We start from the raw sequence: 18,782 nt of genomic DNA on the forward strand, positions 1-18,782 counted from the left end.
TAGATGTTCAAAAGTTATCCATGCTTTCTCACATTCCCATCCGTTTTTTTGTAGGTTCTTAATACAAAGATAACATATTACACGCAAACAATACTTATCATATATCAAGTATTTAACAAAAATAAACGCAAATAATATACTTTTTACAAACGATCGTATCTATTAAGAGTGGATTCTCTTCATTTGCACTTAATTCTATCATTCTATAGCCTATAACGTTCATATGTATATGATATTGCTTTTGTACTTCACTTTTTTTCGTGTAATGAAGTCATACATTAAGATTCCAAAGGGCTAAACCAAGAATGAAAAAGCTAACTATTTGTTTGTCAGTTTTCTAAATTATAGATAGATATTTTTTGATTTACATCAATTAAAATAATTACAAAAAAGCGGACAATGTCTAAAAAAAATAACTAATTTTGCATAGTATTATATAATTCCAGATGGTTTTTTGTGCACTAATCCCGTACTAAATTAACATCTCGAATAAAATACTTAGAGTTATTTAAAATTTAAATTATAATGAAGAAAATTTATTTAGAACCAGAAACAAAAGTTTATGAACAGAAGGTAGAAGGTCATCTACTTGCAGGAACAGGGGTTGAAGGAAGTACTACAGACCCAAAACAGGGTGGCGACCCAACGAGTACATCTACCACCACCATCCCTAATCCTTTTAATTCGGAAGCAAAGGAGAAATCAAAGTGGTACACTAAAGAGTAAACTTTAGTAGCTGAAAGAAAAAAATGAAACAATGATAATTGATCCAAACATTTGAATCAGTTACCAAGAAACACACACAATTTAACGAATAATTAACCGGATATTTATGGAAAAATTAAGTAAGTTTGCTATTGTCCTTTGTGGAACAATGGCAATCTCCTTAGCAGCCTGCCAGACAGATGAACTTTCTGACAACACTGCAGGTGAGAACACACCAAAAGTTTATCACGTCACTGTATCAGCAGATGCAGCTCAAGGCACAGGTGCTTCAACGCGTGCACTCGCTGTTGACCCTGCCAATGGCAAAAGACTGATCTCAGAGTGGCTTGTAAACGACGAGTTAGCTGCTTTCGTCAATGGTGATGAAGGCAAACAAAATAACTATTTTGTATTGACAACAGACAGAGGCGGTAAGTCTGCCAAGTTTATTGGTGACATCGCTGCTGCTGGTCGCTCTATGTCAACAAATGATAACATTAGCTTCCTCTACCCTGCTGTAGCTTTAAAGGGTGCTAACAAGACTATCACTCCTGTTGAAAGAAGAGAGGAGAGCGTAGCAGTTGGTACTGTATCAAAGATTATATCTTACGTTCCAAGTGCTAAAGCTCAAAAATACGTTAGTCTCAACCTTAGTCGCCAAGATGGTACAGCAGCTTCACTCGGTAGCCGTTTCGACTATCAGTGCAAGAGTTCACACCCTCAAAAGGTAGAATCTGACAAGTTAGATATCAAGATTGGAAAGTTACAGCGTCTTGTGTCTTTCTGGGGCTTGCGCTTCACAGATGAGAACAACAACAAACTTTCTAATATTGACTCTATCTATGTCTCAAATATTAAGGCGTCTGGCATTCTTAACATAACAGACAACACCTTTGCTTCTGACGATAAATATGAGGCAAACAAGAGTATTGCTGTGATTCCTGCAAAGGGTACAAAGTTTACATCTGCTAACAACCAGTACACTTACATTGCTTTGTTACCAGGCAACTATACCAATGTACACATTATGGTTTATTCAAAGGGTAAGATGTATGAGCAGGAGTATGCTAACATTAATTTCACTGCTGATAATGTTTACCATACTGACATCCTTCACATGACACCAGTAGGTCCAAAACCATGGGTTGAGGTACAAGGTGTGAAATGGGCTACAGGTAACTTTATCCATTACGGTCCAGCAAATGGTGGATATTGGGGTATCGCTCCAGCACAGTGGTGGATATCACAGCGCGCTGTGACTTTAAATAACAGGAGAAAGGTTACTAACGATAAAGCTGGTAACACTACGTCACAGTTTGCTGACTTCCCAACTCAGAAGGTAGAAGATGTCGACCTCTTCCGCTATGGTCATATCAAAGAGGCATTGGACCTGAGGAGTAGTCTGCTATTTAGAAATAGTGTTGCTGGTAAGAAGCTTTATTATCCTGCAAGTGCTGGTACCTATACCGATTGGGATATAAATGGAACTGGCGCAACACGCGGTGACATTGCTTGGTATTATACAAAGGACAAGCACCAGCATTATCGTATGCCAACTGGTGACGAAATGAAGAAACTCTACACTGAAGCACGTGCCATCCCTGCTTATTGTTACACAGATAAGGGTACTAAGGTTTATGGTGCTTACTTCACAACCAGCACCAGCGGCGGTTATCATGAGTTCCCTGCAAAACGCTTTGTGAAGTCTATTGATAGCTACACCAATGTGACAGCCCTCATTCAAGCAAACAAAGGATTGTTCTTGCCATATACCGGATTGCGTGATCCTGGTGCTGTTGGTATGAAGATGAGAGACCTATCAGGCGATGGTAACGCATACGGTCAATATATGACAACTGACGATAGCAAATGGAATGACCGCTCAGCTGACTTCTTCTTTGGTGCAGCTGAATGGAACTGGGCAGAACATCCTAAGACACAAGCTAAGGCTATCCGCCCTGTTTGGGATTCTGGTGATAACACATTAGATTCTGATTATCTCAACTTACGCAATTCATTAGGTATCAAGTAAAGGTACCCGAGGATTCCGTTTTTTTCAAATAAACCTTTATAATAATGGGTTCGGCATGATTGCCGAACTCATTTTCTTTTTCACAATCTCCATACTTAAACCCAAACCACCGCCCTCCTTTGTCCGCTTTTTTTTCACATACCAATTTTATAAATACCACCAAACGACTTGCAACTAACGCCCTTTTGACCTGCAAAAGATGCCCTTTAAGCCCCTTATTAACGCCCTTTTGAACCCTTAACAAGCACCTTTTAAAACCGACCTCCACAACTACTTGAAAACAAGCGGCTTACGGCAGCAATTTTATTTGTTCTTTTTTGCTTAGTTATACAAATCTTATTCGGTTATTTCGTAATATAATTTCACATCACTGAGATGTAAAATTAAACCGTTATTTATTGCTTACAAAGATATAGAGATATACAAACATATAAAATTATTTAAATAGATTAACTGGCTGTTTCTATAAAATTCATATACCTCTAAATTGTTAAATGCCTTAGTTTACTTGCTATTTATAGAAAAAAGAGTTATCTTTGCACAAAATATAACGGCAGAATCAGAAACTAAATACAAGCCCATTGGTGTGTAAAGCACCATATTTATTGTATTCAATATAAAAACTTTACAAGATAAAAAAGATGAGAAAAAGTGAATTAATGGCATTAGAAACTATTGCCACTGGTATGAAAGTAGCCTATCAAAAACCATTGTGCGCGATTCTTTCTGTAGAAGCAGAGTCTGTAATTTGCAGCGGTAGTGTGACAGGTGAAACCGAAAATAAAAATGTTAGCGAGGACCCAAGTGACGCTTGGTACACGGGACAAGACAGTTAAAAATGTCTATCACCACTAAACTTACCTTATAAAAACATTTTAATCCAACTACGAGTTGATTATTTTACATGAAGTAAGAGTGATTTAACTCAAGATTTTAATACGTAATTAAAGGAATAAAGAATGAAAAAAAGAATTCTTTTGCCAGCACTTTGCATGGCAATATCAATCTTTACTGCTTCTTGTTCTTCTGATGACATCGAGTCTCCAGAAGCAAAAGAGCAAATGGTAACCCTTACTGTGTCTGCAGGTACAGAGGATGATGCTGCAGCGACACGTGCTGTATTGAGCGAAGCTGATGCTGCTAAGAGTCCATGGAAGTGGGAACAGGGTGACAAAATCCTGCTTGTGTCAGGTAATGGAAGTCAGAAGACTGTTAGCACACTTTCATTGAAGTCAATGAAGCGTGGTGGTCTCGGTGCTGACTTTGAGGGTCAGGTACCAGCAAGCAGTGTAACCAATGGTAGTACCTACCGTTTCTTCTATGTTGGTAAGACTTCTGATGGTCGTTCTGACAGATCAGTTGATGCATCTACGGGAAGTATCAACATCGACCTTACTCAGCAGACAGGTAATCTCGCTGACTTGAAGCGCAACTGTGTATTGACAGGTGAAGGTAAGGTTGTTGTTTCTGGCAATAAGGCTACCACTGAAGGAAGTATTAAGTTGGCAAATGTGTTTGCTGTGGCTCACTTTGCTGTGACAGCAAATAACAACACAGCACTGACAAAGATTGGTCTTCGTGGTAAGGGTGTTTACGCTTCAGCTAATGTAGACTTGAGCACTGGTGCAGTAACAGGTATTTCTGAAATTGGTACAGAGGTAGACCCAGAGGAGAATATCTTCTTCCCAGATGGTAAAACCGATTTCTATGTAACCTTCGTTCCTGGTACCGTAGCTCCAGCTTTCGATGGTTATTATGCAGGCTCACATTCGAATACTGAAGCCATTACTTCTACACCAGAGGCACGTAACTATGCTGCCGACAAATCATTCGTTTATCTTAATGGGCAGAAGGCAAAGTTCTCTGTAAGTGCGACACAGAAGGTAGCTATTACAAATGGTAATATGCAGTATGTAATGCCTATCGCTACCTACACATCAGCAATGAATACTAAGACTCTTAGCGCTAACACACTTATCAGATGGAAGAACTCAGTACCTCTGAAGCTTAAGGGATCACTCACCATACACAAAGGCTATTACCGATTAGCACCAGAGCAGTGGGAGATGGCTATGCCTAAGAATAAAAGAACAGGTGGTAGTTACAGTTACAGTACAATAAAGATTAATGGGAAAGAATATGTTTCTCCAGAGACCTACGGCTACTTCGACCTTCCATCATGGGGAACAATTGATAACCCTACGGTAATTAATAATACCTTCAGTATCCGTGGTACAGGCACAGAAACTCAGTATGACTTCGGTAATAAATTATACGTAGGTTCAAAAAAGACTCGTGTAATGACTTCTGACGAGTGGGCTTATCTGATGCCTCAAAACACCAATAATTCAAATAACCGTATTTGGATAGAAAATGGTAAGAAGTATGCTAAGTGGGCAAGATGCTTTATTGATGAAAATGGAGATGGCAAGCGAGGAACTAATCCTGCTGAGTTGCGTGGTTATCTTATCTTCCCAGATGATATGACTATTGATGAGGCAAGAAACGCATTTACAAAAACTCCAACATTTGGAGGTGGAAATGCAATAAATAACCCTACAACATACGAGAAGATTAAGAGTAGTGGCGCTGTCTTCATCCCATTATCTGCCTACAGATCTCGCAACAACCGTACCTTGAGTGTATGGGGAGAACATGGTAACTATTCTACTTCTTCTTATGTAAATGGTTCAATGGTACATATTAGAATAACTGCCACTTCGTCTATATTTAACGACAGATCTGACCCTAATCAGGGTTGTATGAGCCGTTTGGTACAGAATCTTTGATGAATACTATCATCCGATATCTTCGGATTATATAAATAAGAATCGGTCATTATGATTTCTTGCTGTCTTAGGGCAGTAAGAGGTTGTAATGACCGATTTGAATTATAATAAACTTCTTCTATCCCATAAGGAAGACAACTAATACTAATTAAAACATTTGTTCATTGTGTCATTCTATCTTACGACATTCTCTTTGTATTCGTGAAATTCGGAGTTCCTTTGAACTTTGAGGTTTGAACATTGAACTTTATGATATGGGGAGTTGACAAGTTGATAAGTAAACAAGTAGACAAGTTGATAAGTAAACAAGTAGACAAGTTAATTGTAGCAATTATAATGTCATTTGTGAAATTTGTAGTCGTTAATGGTCATATCATAAAGGTCAATGTTCAAACCTCAAAGTTCAAAGGTAAAAAGGTACATATCATAAAGTTCAATGTTCAAACCTCAATGTTCAAAGATAAAAGTTTTTATAGATGAACCCTTAACTTTTAATGCGCCTCGCCTGTCTTATTCCTCCGAATCAGATTAGTGGTCATTTCGTTAGTTTTATTTAATGAAAAAATTTTTGGTATTGAACATATACTGCACTTTAGGGTTTTACCTTTGCAGCAACCTCACGAAACAGTCTTCTCCCCAGTAGGCTGTTTCCATAGGGGGACGATGCGAATGCCACCCGACGACTTCTCCTACTGACCTACACTGCGTCACGAATAAAGAAGGTGGTAGATGATTAAAACCATTATTCTATAACAAAAAAACACTAAGAACAATGATGAAGAAAGTTAATATAGTAATGAAGGCTGCCCACCTCTGGACTCAAGAGGAGGAAGACCGACTGACGACAAGGATTGTTGATAACTTCTGTGACCTAATCAATAGAAGCGAGGAGGAAGGATTGTATTGGACTGGCTTGAAGTGTGACCTCATCGACTTGGCTCACATGGTTTGGGAGACAGGACGACTGATGGACAAATGCGGTAGGCCAATGGACTTCCAAACCATCGTACATCATATCTGTAGGGTGCTTCATGTGCGCGAACCCTGTAACCCCTCATCGGTCATCTCATCAGTCCGCGCCCGAAAGAATATAAGGGTCGGTCCGCTCCGCGAACGCTACTTGCAGCTGATCAGTAAGGCAAATATACAGGACCCGATGAGGTTGGAGATAAGGAAACCTCACCCCCCAACCCCCTCTCCGAGAGAGAGGGGGAGTGCTGGTAACAATTTGCTAAAGAATGGCTAAAAGTTCTCCCTAACCAATAGGGGTATCTCGCATTCTACTCCCCTCCCTATGGGGGAGGGGCAAGGGGGTGGGGCTATTGTACATGCCCTGTCCTCTTCAGCACGCCCCATGTCTGCAGCTCACCCTTTATCGCCTTGAGATAACTCTTAAAGAGGACATAATACATTATCCAGCGATAGAAGAATCGTTGAGGGATAACCCATAGAAGAACCCACAGACGCTCGCCCTCGAAGATATAAGCCATGATAGACACACTGGCATCAATCATAAGGAAGATGAGGTAATAGAAGAATATCTGAAGGGCATTACCCGTAAAGAGTCCGATGAGCATCAGTACATCAGCCAATGGTGAGAAGGTTGGGATGATATACTGGAAGATAAGCATATTAGGCATAGCCCATAGACCAAAACCTTTCTTTGAAGGTGCAAAGAGTGAAGAACGATGCTTCCAGAAGGCTTGCATCACACCAAAGCACCAACGGATACGTTGCTTCACAAACTGACGGAGTGTCTCTGGCGCTTCGGTCAATGCCACAGCATAGTTCTCGTTCTCGATGATGTATCCATGCTCGTTGATACTCATCGTCAGGTCGCAGTCTTCTGCTAAGGTATCAGTTGTAAAGCCTCCCACGGCTTCAATCACTTCCTTTCGGAAAGCGCCGATAGCTCCAGGCACAACAGTGACAGCATTGATATTAGAGTAAGCCATACGGTCGAAGTTCTGACTACTCGTATATTCAATCGCCTGCCAGTAGGTAAGCATATTCCGTTGATTACCCACCTTCACATTACCAGCCACCGCACCGACACGCTTCTCTGTGTCAGCGATGAAGTGTTTCATCAATCTACTTACCGCATCATTCTTCAACTGGGTGTCGGCATCAATACAAACGACATACTCTGAACAGCAGGCAGCAATACCATAGTTGAGGGCTGAAGCCTTTCCACCATTCTTCTTAGCAAGTACCGTAACCGTATCATCATTGTCGAATGCCTCATGTACACGTTCGAGTGTATGGTCCTTACTACCATCATCAACGAAGTAGATATGCAGGTTAGGATAGTCTTGTTGCTTAAGCGTAGTGATGGTACGGACGATGTTTACTTCCTCGTTATAACCCGGTACGATGATAGAAACTGTTGGTGCTGTGGCAGCATCAATAGGAGCATAATTGCGTCGGTTCTCTGCCCGCTTCTCTCTTATCATCAGTACATACATAAATATCAGGCGCATCATTCCCAAGGCAAGGAAGACAAGGAAAAGAGCTGTGAGGAAGTCTGAGACATGATAGATCATCTCTGCTAACCAGAGGTTGGTTTGCATCGCATAGTATGCCTTACCTTTATTAATCTCAGGCATCAGTGTTTGCTTGTTCATACCTAAGTATTGTTCGAGGGAGATAAACTGATAACCCTCATGCTGCAAGGTCTCTATGATACGTGGGAGCGCATCAAGGGTAGGCTTTCGAGAACTACCACCCGCATCGTGCAACAAGATGATATGTCCGTCTTCATGGTGTACACCATCAATGACACGCTGATAGATCTGGTCGGCTGTAACGTTAGACTGCCAGTCATTAGGGTCGATAGACTCTCCCACAAAGAGGTAATTCCTACGACTTGCCACAATCATTGGCCATATCTCTTCATGTTCCGTTGGGTCGGCATCGGCATTATAAGGCGCACGGAAGAGGATAGTACTATGTCCTGTCACACTCTCTATCAACATTCTTGTCAACTTCAACTCTGCATAAGAGCGGCGGTCGGAGTTCTCAATCATGTTATGATGGGTGAAGGTGTGGTTACCAATGGTGTGGCCATCCTCATATACTTGCTTTACCAATGGCAGATTCTTCTCCATCTGCAGTCCGACCATGAAGAACGCTGCAGGGACATTATATTTCTTCAGCGTACTTAATACGGTAGGAGTCCAACGGCTATCAGGTCCGTCATCGAAGGTAATAACAAGCTGCTTATCCTTACATTCACCTAATCGTTGGATGGTATAAGTAGAAGGTAGGGCGCGATAATATTCTTCTGAGATAAGGCGATTGTCCTTATCTATCCTTATCGAGATGTCTCCAGGGTGAGGTTCTGTTGTCACTTGGAGCACTTCACCAGAGCCAACAAAGTTGACATCATCGGTGCCGTTGAGTTGCATCAGCTTCGCAACAGACATCCTTGCCACACTCTCCCATGACATATCTTTGCCATAGAAACGCCATATACGATTGTCTTCAGTTCCCAAACGCCATAAGCCATAGCCTGCAAGATGATATTCTGCACCAAAACGCATGATGTTAAACGTGGTGGCAGCATCGGTGAAGAACACGTGATGAACCTTTTTATCATCGGTATTCTGATAAGAGAAGTTCACGTTATAGGTGTCATCATCGAACTTTACCTTTGCATCTGCATCTTGAGCAATAGCCATTGTCTGGTCGAATGACACGGTCGTACCGCCTTCTCCGTTTGCCCAATCATATCCATAGGTAGCCATACCGAGGACAATCTTATCATTCGGAACATTCTTTGCAGCCCAGTCGGTAGCCTTTTCTACCCATCGCTGCGAACTAACCGCTCCCGGCTGACTCTCAATGTTATGTTCATCATAAGCCATGAGGAAGAGATAGTCGTTATACTTCGCCAGTTCCTGCATGTTATAATCCTCATTAAAAGGGGCTACGGCTTGTGTTACATAAAGCCCATTCGCATGGAAAACACGTGAGAAGTCTTTGAGCAATTCGACAAGAAGGTCGTTATCTTGAATATTAAGTTCCTCTAAGTCGAGGTTGATTCCTGCAAATCCATAGCGCCGACACGTCCCAACCATCTCGTTGATGAGCGCCATACGCTTCTTCTCGTCACGCATGATACGCCCTATCGCCTCTGGATGGAAGTCGGAGTTGTAGTTATTGGTGAGCATAGGAAGAACCGGAATACCTGTTCGACGCATCAACCGCAGTGCTTGCTTATCAATCCGATACTCCACCTTGTCGGTCTTAGGATTGATAAAAAACCACTCTGGCAAAACCATATTCAAATGCTTGATATTGTTCTTCAGAGAGATATAAGCATGCTTATCCCAGTTTACATACCATGCCGAACGCACACCTATTCGTGGATCATCCCACTCTCGAAAGTATTTCTGTGTCAGACTATCTGCCTTTCCAATAAATCGTTGTTTCTTAATCGTAGCCTTCGCATAGTTATTGTGCATCTTCTTCTCCTTGAAGAAGTCGCGGAACGACTTATAAAGCTTTGCCGTCTTGTTATCCTTGGTATAAGGTGATGATGCTGTTACTGCATTCCGATAGTCGTGACGGAAAGGCATCTGAGGACTTCCTTCCAAGGCAAACATTGCCAAGAAAACGATTCCTAACAATGAGAGAATCGTAAGAATGACGCGTAAGGTCCACTTAAAATAACTCCAGCGCTGACGGGAGTCTGTCTGAAAAACTTGCTTGCTCATTGTTTCTTTTCTATTAAATGAAAGCAATTATTATTATCTATAGACATCCTTCTATAGATGATTTCTGTATCTCTAATTCTTTTTTCGGGCTTTTGTCCCACTATCTTATTCCTTAGATATAAACGTGGGAAGTGGGTTGTTACTTCCTATCATAATAAGCGGATGACTTCTTTCACCTATAAGAATATAAAGGTTCTACGCATAAAGTGACAATCCGTCGATTGTATCTAAGAGCAAAAAATGTTATCCTTCTCGATCTTACTTCCTGTGTTTTAAGCTGTTTTTGTTTCCTACATAGAATATTCTTTTGCGCAAAGGAACGCACTGTAGTACTGCTCTTCAAAACGATTATGCTCCGCTTCACAGCCTGCAAGTACTCTCCAATCTGTCATAACAAAGTCCTAATACCTTTCAGGAAGATGGAAAGGGCAAAAGGATTTGCCTATTACAAGTGCAAAAGTACAATATTTCTTATAAAGACAAACACATTTATATGAAAATAATAACCCACTTCCGAAATATGGAGTGTGCAACTAAAAGTCTTATATATTAGGCACACAGAGTTACGGAGGGGACGGAGATAAACGCAATATTACGGAGGTGCTGACGGCACAAAGAGCGACGGAGGTGTAGCGTACGGATTCTTGATAACTATTTTGGGGTAAACGCTTTGTGTATAAATTATTAATAGAATTGGCAAACAAGCTCCCTCACTCTATGCCCCACCGGTGCCTCCGTGACATCCATTGCTTTGTTTTAATAATCCTCCGTCCTCTCCGTGTCTCCGTGTGACATTGCTTCAAACCCTAAACACAAGTGGCAAACCTTATCACTCCAAAAACCTGAAGACCCAAAATAATAAGCCACTTCCGAAATATGAAGTGTGCAACTAAACGTCTTATATAATCCTCCGTAACTCCGTGTGACATTTCGTTAAAGCCCTAAACTTAGGCGTTTCCTTATCATTTCAAAAGTCTGAAGAACCAATAATCAGCTTCCACTAACAAAGCCTCCTCGCATTTGCTTGCCTATCACTCCGCCCGACTCTATCCACGAAAACAATAGGATTCTTGCGGTATTCAAGCACATTCCGTTAAGAAAACATACCCTCAAAAGGTCAACTTTACACTAATCATCGCCTTTGATATATATCAAGAAACAACCGATAGAATGATATTTTTCATCGTTTAATTTTGATAATCTGAATATTATTCATACCTTTGCATTGTAATTCAAGAGAAACATATCTGATTACAAGGTTTTAGACTTTACAGGTATTGAAGATTGCTCAGGATTATTTTTGAAAAAGAAGATTTGTTTAGGTTAGTAATAGATTTAGGTTTTTAGTTATATTTTAGGTAAAGATTGTAGAAATATTATCGTCGTGAGACGGTGGTTATTCGGAGATAACGGAAGAGCAATTGCTCTGCCGTTTCTTTTTTTATATACCCCAAGTATAATTCAGAATCCTCTGTTAATTCATAATTCAAAATTCACAATTCATAATTATGATTACTATTTTAATTCAAAATTCATAATTCAAAATTCATAATTATGATTACTACTGTTAACTGAAGTTTATCGCTACAAGCAACTTGTAAACTCGTAAACTTGTCAACTCGTCAACTACCCATATCATAAAGTTCAAAGTTCAAAGTTCAAATATCAAAGTTCAAAGTTTTTCAAAGCTAATACATGCCTTTTTAGCCTCTAAAAGACGCCTAATTGACTTGCAATAGATGCCCTTTTGGCGTCTTATTAACGCCCTTTTGAAACACAATTAAGCACCTATTCCTGCACTACATCATAATGAATTGATTTACTGCCGTTTACAAACAGGGACTTTACACGTGTTTTTCCCTTTGTTTATAGGTCTTTTACCCGATTTTATGTCATATTTTTTCAAACCATTATCCACGCAAACTTTAACCGACTACGAATTCCCCTAATTATGTAAATGCTTATTGCAAAACTCTTCATTTCATACGTAATCGGGAGAAATCATAAAGTTCAAAGCTCAATGCTCAAAGTTCAAAGATAATTGTTCAAAGATACAAATCATAAAGTTCAAAGGTAATTTTACACCTCAAAAGGGCACCTTTTACCACGTAAAAGGGCATCTTTTGCAATGCAAAAGACCCTCTATTAAAAAGCAATTGGGAAATTACTTTACAACAAGGAGGGATAATACACTCTCCTTTTTATCTATTCCTCTATTCTACAAGACTATACAACGGAAGGGCTATCCTTCCCTTTCAACTGTCTTCTAACCAATAATTTCTCATATATTTTTCACTTAATACATTATTTTTCGTATCTTTGTGCCATAATATATGGTTTCTAACCACTCCGCCAAACCCGTGATGTAGAACCCATTTTACCAATATTGAATCATATGAAAAAGATAATTATAGACATTCATAAGTTCGGACCTTTACTGGAAGTATCATTCCAGGTAGCACCATTCATGGTGTTTACGGGTATGTCAAAGCTGGGAAAGAGTTACGCGAACTATCTTGTTTATTATCTTTTCACGAGTTTATTAAACTACAAAGATGCAGCAAGATTAGGTGAACATTTGGTAGGTGAGAACTCTTCTGGCTCTTTTACGCTTTCGGGTGATTTCCTTTCAACATATCTTCATGATAATGTAACAGCATTTATGCGCGCATTATTAGGAGATCCGACCATAGAATGTGACGTAGATTTTCTCTTTCCAGAGTTTGGAGAGCCGCTTCGTGTTGAATATCAAGAGGTAGCAGCAACAGAAGAAGATATAGAAAAGAGATTAGGTTATACTGTAAGCATCTCAATTAATGGTAAAAAAGTGAGCAGGAATAGCATTATAAATACTGCATTTACAGTAGGCGAATACTGTCAGATGGTGCTTTCCCACAAATTACTTGAAAACTTTTACTATCACGCCTTAATCTTTCCACCTGCAAACGGAGCGTTGATCAATGCCGATTATTCCCTTACCAACTCCATAAATCGCAACGGAATGTATGGCAGATTCTTACTTGACAACGACTATTGCACCTCAACAAAAGTTACTGATGAGCAGTCTACCTATCTTAACCAGATTAAGAAGATAACTGATGGGGATATTGTTAAGAAAGAAGGTAAGGAATTTCTGGTACTTGATGAAGGTAAACACGTAAACATGTCTGCCGCAGCTTCCTCTATAAAAGAGATTAGTCCGCTTTTGTTTCTATTAAAGAATCACTCTGGTACAGAGGTAGCAATATGTCTGGAAGAGCCTGAAGCACACCTGCATCCATCCATGCAGATTCAGGTGGCAGACCTTATTGCAGAATGCATCAATAATGGTTTCTTGTTCCATATCACGACACACAGCGATTATTTTATGGATAGATTGAACCAGCTTATCAAGTTAGGTAATATCCGTAAGAAGAATGAAGCAACCTTTAAAGGGTATTGTACCGTAAATGGTTTATCAGAAAAAACGTTCCTTGATGGTAATAATGTGAAGGCATATTTCTTCCATAGAGATGACGAGACAGGTAAGGTTGTGATAGAAAAACTGCCTGTGGAAGAAGGTGGAATACCAATGAAGACCTTCTATGAGACGGTAGAAAAGATGCGTAAACAGGATGAACAGATTGATGAAATGTTGTACTCCCTTAATGCTTCTGACCAATGATAGACTTCTCTGTCCTACGCAATTGCCTTTTACAAGCCTGCTTTTTTAAACAACATGACGGTAAAGTAACCAAATATGAGCAACAAAAAAAAGCCAATAAGCTTGAGCAAGTTACCTACAAACATGCTGGAGAAATAATTGAAATAGAGAACCATTTGCTAAAGAAATGTAAGGACTCTTTTAACAGTAAGGTCCCAGACTGCAGCTATCAGTGCGACTGTGATGGTATCTTCTTACTACAAGTGGGAGATAAGGACTATATCGTCTATTCTGAAATGAAGTCTAATTTTGATGAAAAAGCCATCTGGCAGATTAGTAGTTCGGTCGTAAGAACCAAGTTATTACTTAGCTCTATAAAGGATTTTGGCTTAGAAAATTATCAGGAATTGGGGATAATTATCAGTTATCCTATGCAGGTTGAGACAAAGATAGACGATAATGAATCCTTTAAAATCAACAAGAGGAAAATGATAACCACTTATCATAAGGCTATATATAGATGTAAAGCGGAACTTAAAAAAGGAAAGATGACCAAGGTAAATGGCTCAGATTTCTCTATGTCCGATGCTCACATTGCAGAACAATACCAACCTAACGATATGATTATCAAGCATGTAGCAGTACCTGCAGGGGACACCTCTTGCTCTGTAAATATAGATAACCTCATCGCATCATTATAACGTTATCAAGACGGAAGGGCATGTTCTGGACTCCCCTTCCATCCATTTACTTAAACTTATCAAGGACGATTACACTATTAATACACACTAAAGGGACGTTGCTTAGCAGTCTTTTGCGCCACAGACATACCACTCTCGCATGCTAACACCTTACTATTTCACTCCTATTCATACCGCAGTAAAGGCTTATTTTCCGTTTTCCCTTTAATTAATCTCCGCATAAAATCATCTCACAAATAGTAAAAACTGATTATTAGAAGTCTGAGAAGGATATGTGTCAAAGGGTGAACGAATAAAAAGTTCAAAGGTATTACTAAATAATTTGTGTCATTCGAGAAATTCGTAGTTCGGAGAACAAAAAAAAGGAACACTCTCTCGAGTATTCCTTTTGTGATTCCGACAGGATTCAAACCTGTAACCTCTTGATCCGTAGTCAAGTGCTCTATTCAGTTGAGCTACGGAACCATTATTATGGTCGCAACAGATAATGATTTAGTTATCATTTCTGAATTGCGAGTGCAAAGGTATTGCTTTTTATCCGTTCCACCAAATGTTTAGCAATCTTTTTTATTATTTTTTTCGTCTTCATCGTGTAAAGTGGGGAGCGAGATGTGATAACCCACTGCAATAAAACGAATTAAACAGATTGCAAGGAATGTCACAATAACTGTTATCGGAAGTGGTAGTCCGAGCGAGAAGAGTGCCCAATAGATGAGTCCGCCACCCACACTTGCCACGGCGTAGATCTCTTTGTGGAAGATTACGGGGATATTGTTCAGCAATACGTCACGGATAACACCACCTGCCACACCAGTGATACAACCCATGATGACAGCTACCCAGAAGGGGTGTCCTAATGCGATTGTCTTCTGAATACCCGCAATAGTAAAGAGTGCCAAGCCGAGTGTGTCGAAGACGAACCACGCATTGCTAAGGCGTTGAATCCACCTACGCGACAAGATGACGAGGAAGAGCGCCAGACCTGTACAAAGAACATACATGATGTTTGCCATCCAGAACGGGCGCACTCCTAACATAGTGTCACGAATCGTACCGCCACCAATAGCGACGGCAAAGCCACATACATAACCTCCGAACCAGTCGAAGCGTTTCTGTGCGGCATGGCGGATGCCCGATATGGCAAACGCAAACGTTCCGAGAAACTCCAGTATCACCTGAAGTGTACGGACAAGATGTGGATCAGTGTAGATCATATTTGAATAAATAAAAGCCCCACCCCGACCCTCCCCGAAGGGGGAGGGAGAAAGCCTCCCCCAACCCCTCCGAAAGGAGGGGAGTGCAGATAGCTAAATGTCGCCCCAGTCCCTCCGAACAAACGGTCACTGACCGAAGGGAAGTAATGGGAGGGGAGTGCATATAGCTATGGGTGGTACTCTAAGTTGATGCAGCTAACAAGCATAGCTTACATGGAGGGATAAGTAATTATAATATGTAAATCAAATTTCTTTATTACTCCACAATGAGAAGATAGTCTTATTAGACCATGATAAGAAGATAGTCTTATTACTTTACCAAGAACATACAGCGAACCTTTTCCTATTTGTCTCCCTCCCCCTTCGGGGAGGGTCGGGGTGGGGCTTCTTACACCACGTTCTGTGGTTCCCCTGCTATAAACTTCTTAATATTCTCAACGCAGATAGCCATTAGGCGCTCACGTGCCTCACGTGTTGCCCACGCAATATGTGGAGTGATGAAGGCATTAGGCTGACGGAAGAGCGGATTGTCTGCACGAGGTGGCTCCTCAGTCATTACGTCGGCACAATAAGCACCGAGCTGACCACTCTCAAGGGCATCGGCAACAGCCTGATCGTCGACGAGTCCGCCACGTCCGGTATTGATAAGGATGGCACCACGACGTACGCCCTTCAGTGTCTCTGCATTGATCATACGCGTGTTCTCCGCCGTCAAAGGACAGTGCAAGGTGATAACGTCAGACGTACTGAGCAAGCCTTCAAGGGTTGTCTTACGAATACACTCTGGTAGGTCGCTACTGTTCTTACTGGTGCAAGCTGAGATGTCCATACCCAGAGCATGTGCTATCATTGCCACCTTCTGACCAATATTGCCCAAGCCAACAATACCGAGTGTCTTACCAGCGAGTTCCATGAGTGGTGTGTCCCAGTAGCAGAAGTCCTGCTGCTTGCTCCATTCGCCACGGCGCACAGCCTCAGCATAATGGTCGACATGTGTGGTTGCGTTCAAGAGGAGGGCGAAGACATGCTGTGCAACACTATCCGTACTATATGCAGGGATGTTGCATACGACGATACCACGCTCGCGTGCAGCCTCAACATCGATATTGTTATATCCTGTTGCTAACTCACCGATATACTTCAATTGTGGCAATTGGTCGAGTACCTCACGGGTGATATTTATCTTATTGATAAGAATACCGTCCGCATCCTTAGCTCGCTCAATAACTTGTTCCTGACTTGTGCGCTCATAGATAACGCACTCTGCTATTTCCTTTATTGGTTCCCATGAAAGGTCACCAGGGTTGACTGCATGGCAGTCGAGAATTGCTATTTTCATGTTTGTTGGGTGTTGGGTGTTAAATGTTGGGTGGTGATGATGTGAGATATTGGCTGATGGGTGGTAGGTATTGATGAATAGTATTTCTAAGTATTCCCCATTATTTCCCTTGGGTCAGTGACCGCTGGTTCGGGGAGGAGCTTTATCCTATTTGCCTCCCTCCCCCTTCGGGGAGGGTCGGGGTGGGGCTAACTCATCCGGCATATACTGTTGCTCGACATAATGTCCCGGATAATCGTGTGGATACTTATATCCATCGCTATAACCGAGGTCCTTCATTAGTTTTGTCGGTGCATTGCGAAGGTGGAGGGGAACAGGGAGGTTGCCTGTCTGGCGCACTAACTCTATCGCTTTATTGATGCCTACGTATGCAGAATTATCTTTCTTCGACCGAGCTAAATAAACTACCGCCTCAGCCAATGGGATTCTACCTTCGGGCCAACCAATCTTCGTCACAGCGTCAAAGGCTGCATTCGCTAACAATAGGGCGTTAGGATTGGCGAGTCCGATATCTTCTGCCGCACTGATAACGACACGTCGCGCAATAAACTTTGGGTCTTCGCCACCTTCTATCATGCGTGCCATCCAGTAGAGTGCTGCATCTGGATCGGAGCCACGAATCGACTTGATGAATGCCGAGATAATATCATAGTGCATCTCGCCATCCTTGTCATACGCCAATGGATTCTCTTGCAGTCGTTCCTCCACCATCTTATCGGTAATCACGACATCGTTGCCAGATTCGGCTGAGATAATCAAGTCGAGGATATTCAGTAGCTTACGCGCATCACCCCCACTGTAACGCAGGAGCGCCCCCGTCTCATGCAGTTCGATATGACGCTTCTTCAGTTCCACATCCTCCGTAATGGCTCGATGCAACAGCTTCAGCAAATCGTCTTTCTCCAGCGACTTCAGCGTATAGAGTTGACAACGAGAGAGCAACGGACGAATCACTTCGAACGATGGGTTCTCTGTTGTTGCACCAATAAGCGTCACCGTTCCCTTCTCTACCGCACCCAAGAGCGAATCTTGCTGCGACTTTGAGAAACGATGGATTTCGTCGATAAAGAGAATCGGTGAAGCGGAATTGAAGAAACGACCGCTCTGTGCCCTTTCGATAACATCGCGCACATCCTTCACACCACTCGTCACGGCAGAAAGCGTATAGAACGGTGTCTCTAAGCGATTAGCGATAATCTGTGCTAACGTAGTCTTGCCCACGCCCGGTGGTCCCCAAAGGATAAACGACGCAATGCGCCCCGAGTCGATCATACGTCGGAGCACAGCCCCCTCACCAACGAGGTGTTCCTGTCCGATATAATCGTCGAGCGTGCGTGGTCGCAATCGTTCTGCCAATGGTTCCATATCTCTTCGTCTTTTATTATTGTTACAAAAGTACTGAATTTATCTCATAATAACAAAGAATGAAAGAAAGTTCTTCTGAAATATGGAGCGATAAAATAAGCCTACTACATGATAATTAACATTACAAAAATACAAGCCATAAGTTTGTATTTTGATAACACTACTGCTTTAATGTCTTTCTTAAACCCAAATCTCTAAGTTTGCAAGCTGAATTACAAACTTAGAGATTTGGGTTTAACTTTAATAGATAAATTTAATAAAGAGCAAAGCAGGTTA

General features: G+C 41.3%; 11 protein-coding genes and 1 tRNA gene. 7 read left to right on the top strand and 5 right to left on the bottom strand.

The window, feature by feature from the left end; translation table 11 throughout:
- Positions 1-525 precede the first annotated feature (525 nt).
- The 5 genes from HMPREF0659_RS11585 to HMPREF0659_RS11615 all read left to right on the top strand — a co-directional run bounded on the left by HMPREF0659_RS11585 (position 526) and on the right by HMPREF0659_RS11615 (position 6,772).
- Positions 526-726, top strand: a complete 201-nt coding sequence (locus HMPREF0659_RS11585) for a hypothetical protein (protein ID WP_044046132.1) — start codon at positions 526-528, stop codon at positions 724-726.
- 106 nt (positions 727-832) lie between these two features.
- Entirely contained in the window at positions 833-2,737 is a 1,905-nt protein-coding gene (locus HMPREF0659_RS11590) for a hypothetical protein (protein WP_013265122.1), read from the top strand.
- A gap of 641 nt (positions 2,738-3,378) precedes the next feature.
- Complete coding sequence (locus tag HMPREF0659_RS11600; RefSeq protein WP_044046134.1) at positions 3,379-3,573, top strand: hypothetical protein; 195 nt, start codon at positions 3,379-3,381, stop codon at positions 3,571-3,573.
- Positions 3,574-3,696: 123 nt separating this feature from the next.
- Positions 3,697-5,526: a hypothetical protein gene (locus HMPREF0659_RS11605; RefSeq protein ID WP_044046135.1), complete on the top strand. Its 1,830-nt coding sequence runs from the start codon at positions 3,697-3,699 to the stop codon at positions 5,524-5,526.
- Between the two features lie 772 nt (positions 5,527-6,298).
- A complete protein-coding gene (locus HMPREF0659_RS11615; protein ID WP_044046136.1) occupies positions 6,299-6,772 on the top strand; it encodes a hypothetical protein in 474 nt (157 codons plus the stop codon).
- A 73-nt stretch (positions 6,773-6,845) separates the two neighbouring features.
- Here the strand turns inward: HMPREF0659_RS11615 and HMPREF0659_RS11620 are convergent, their stop codons facing one another.
- On the bottom strand, positions 6,846-10,244 hold the full coding sequence (locus HMPREF0659_RS11620) for a glycosyltransferase (protein ID WP_013265846.1): 3,399 nt from the start codon (positions 10,242-10,244) through the stop codon (positions 6,846-6,848).
- 2,395 nt (positions 10,245-12,639) lie between these two features.
- Here HMPREF0659_RS11620 and HMPREF0659_RS11625 point away from each other — a divergent pair.
- Both HMPREF0659_RS11625 and HMPREF0659_RS11630 read left to right on the top strand, forming a co-directional pair.
- Positions 12,640-13,908 carry an AAA family ATPase gene (locus tag HMPREF0659_RS11625; RefSeq protein WP_013265121.1) on the top strand — a complete coding sequence of 423 codons (1,269 nt, stop codon included), beginning with the start codon at positions 12,640-12,642 and terminating at the stop codon, positions 13,906-13,908.
- A gap of 155 nt (positions 13,909-14,063) precedes the next feature.
- On the top strand, positions 14,064-14,588 hold the full coding sequence (locus HMPREF0659_RS11630; protein WP_226893217.1) for a hypothetical protein: 525 nt from the start codon (positions 14,064-14,066) through the stop codon (positions 14,586-14,588).
- Between the two features lie 391 nt (positions 14,589-14,979).
- On the opposite strand, the gene HMPREF0659_RS11635 is transcribed toward HMPREF0659_RS11630, so the two are convergent.
- The 4 genes from HMPREF0659_RS11635 to HMPREF0659_RS11650 all read right to left on the bottom strand — a co-directional run bounded on the left by HMPREF0659_RS11635 (position 14,980) and on the right by HMPREF0659_RS11650 (position 18,506).
- Positions 14,980-15,053 (bottom strand) — tRNA-Arg (locus HMPREF0659_RS11635).
- A gap of 89 nt (positions 15,054-15,142) precedes the next feature.
- On the bottom strand, positions 15,143-15,802 hold the full coding sequence (locus HMPREF0659_RS11640; RefSeq protein WP_013265862.1) for a trimeric intracellular cation channel family protein: 660 nt from the start codon (positions 15,800-15,802) through the stop codon (positions 15,143-15,145).
- A gap of 388 nt (positions 15,803-16,190) precedes the next feature.
- Positions 16,191-17,141 (bottom strand): D-2-hydroxyacid dehydrogenase, encoded by a 951-nt coding sequence (locus tag HMPREF0659_RS11645; RefSeq protein ID WP_013265525.1) that lies wholly within the window; start codon positions 17,139-17,141, stop codon positions 16,191-16,193.
- A 147-nt stretch (positions 17,142-17,288) separates the two neighbouring features.
- On the bottom strand, positions 17,289-18,506 hold the full coding sequence (locus HMPREF0659_RS11650; protein WP_013265354.1) for a replication-associated recombination protein A: 1,218 nt from the start codon (positions 18,504-18,506) through the stop codon (positions 17,289-17,291).
- Between the last annotated feature and the right edge of the window lie 276 nt (positions 18,507-18,782).

Origin of the sequence: Prevotella melaninogenica ATCC 25845 (genome assembly GCF_000144405.1) — a bacterium.
In the GTDB taxonomy this organism is placed as follows: domain Bacteria; phylum Bacteroidota; class Bacteroidia; order Bacteroidales; family Bacteroidaceae; genus Prevotella; species Prevotella melaninogenica.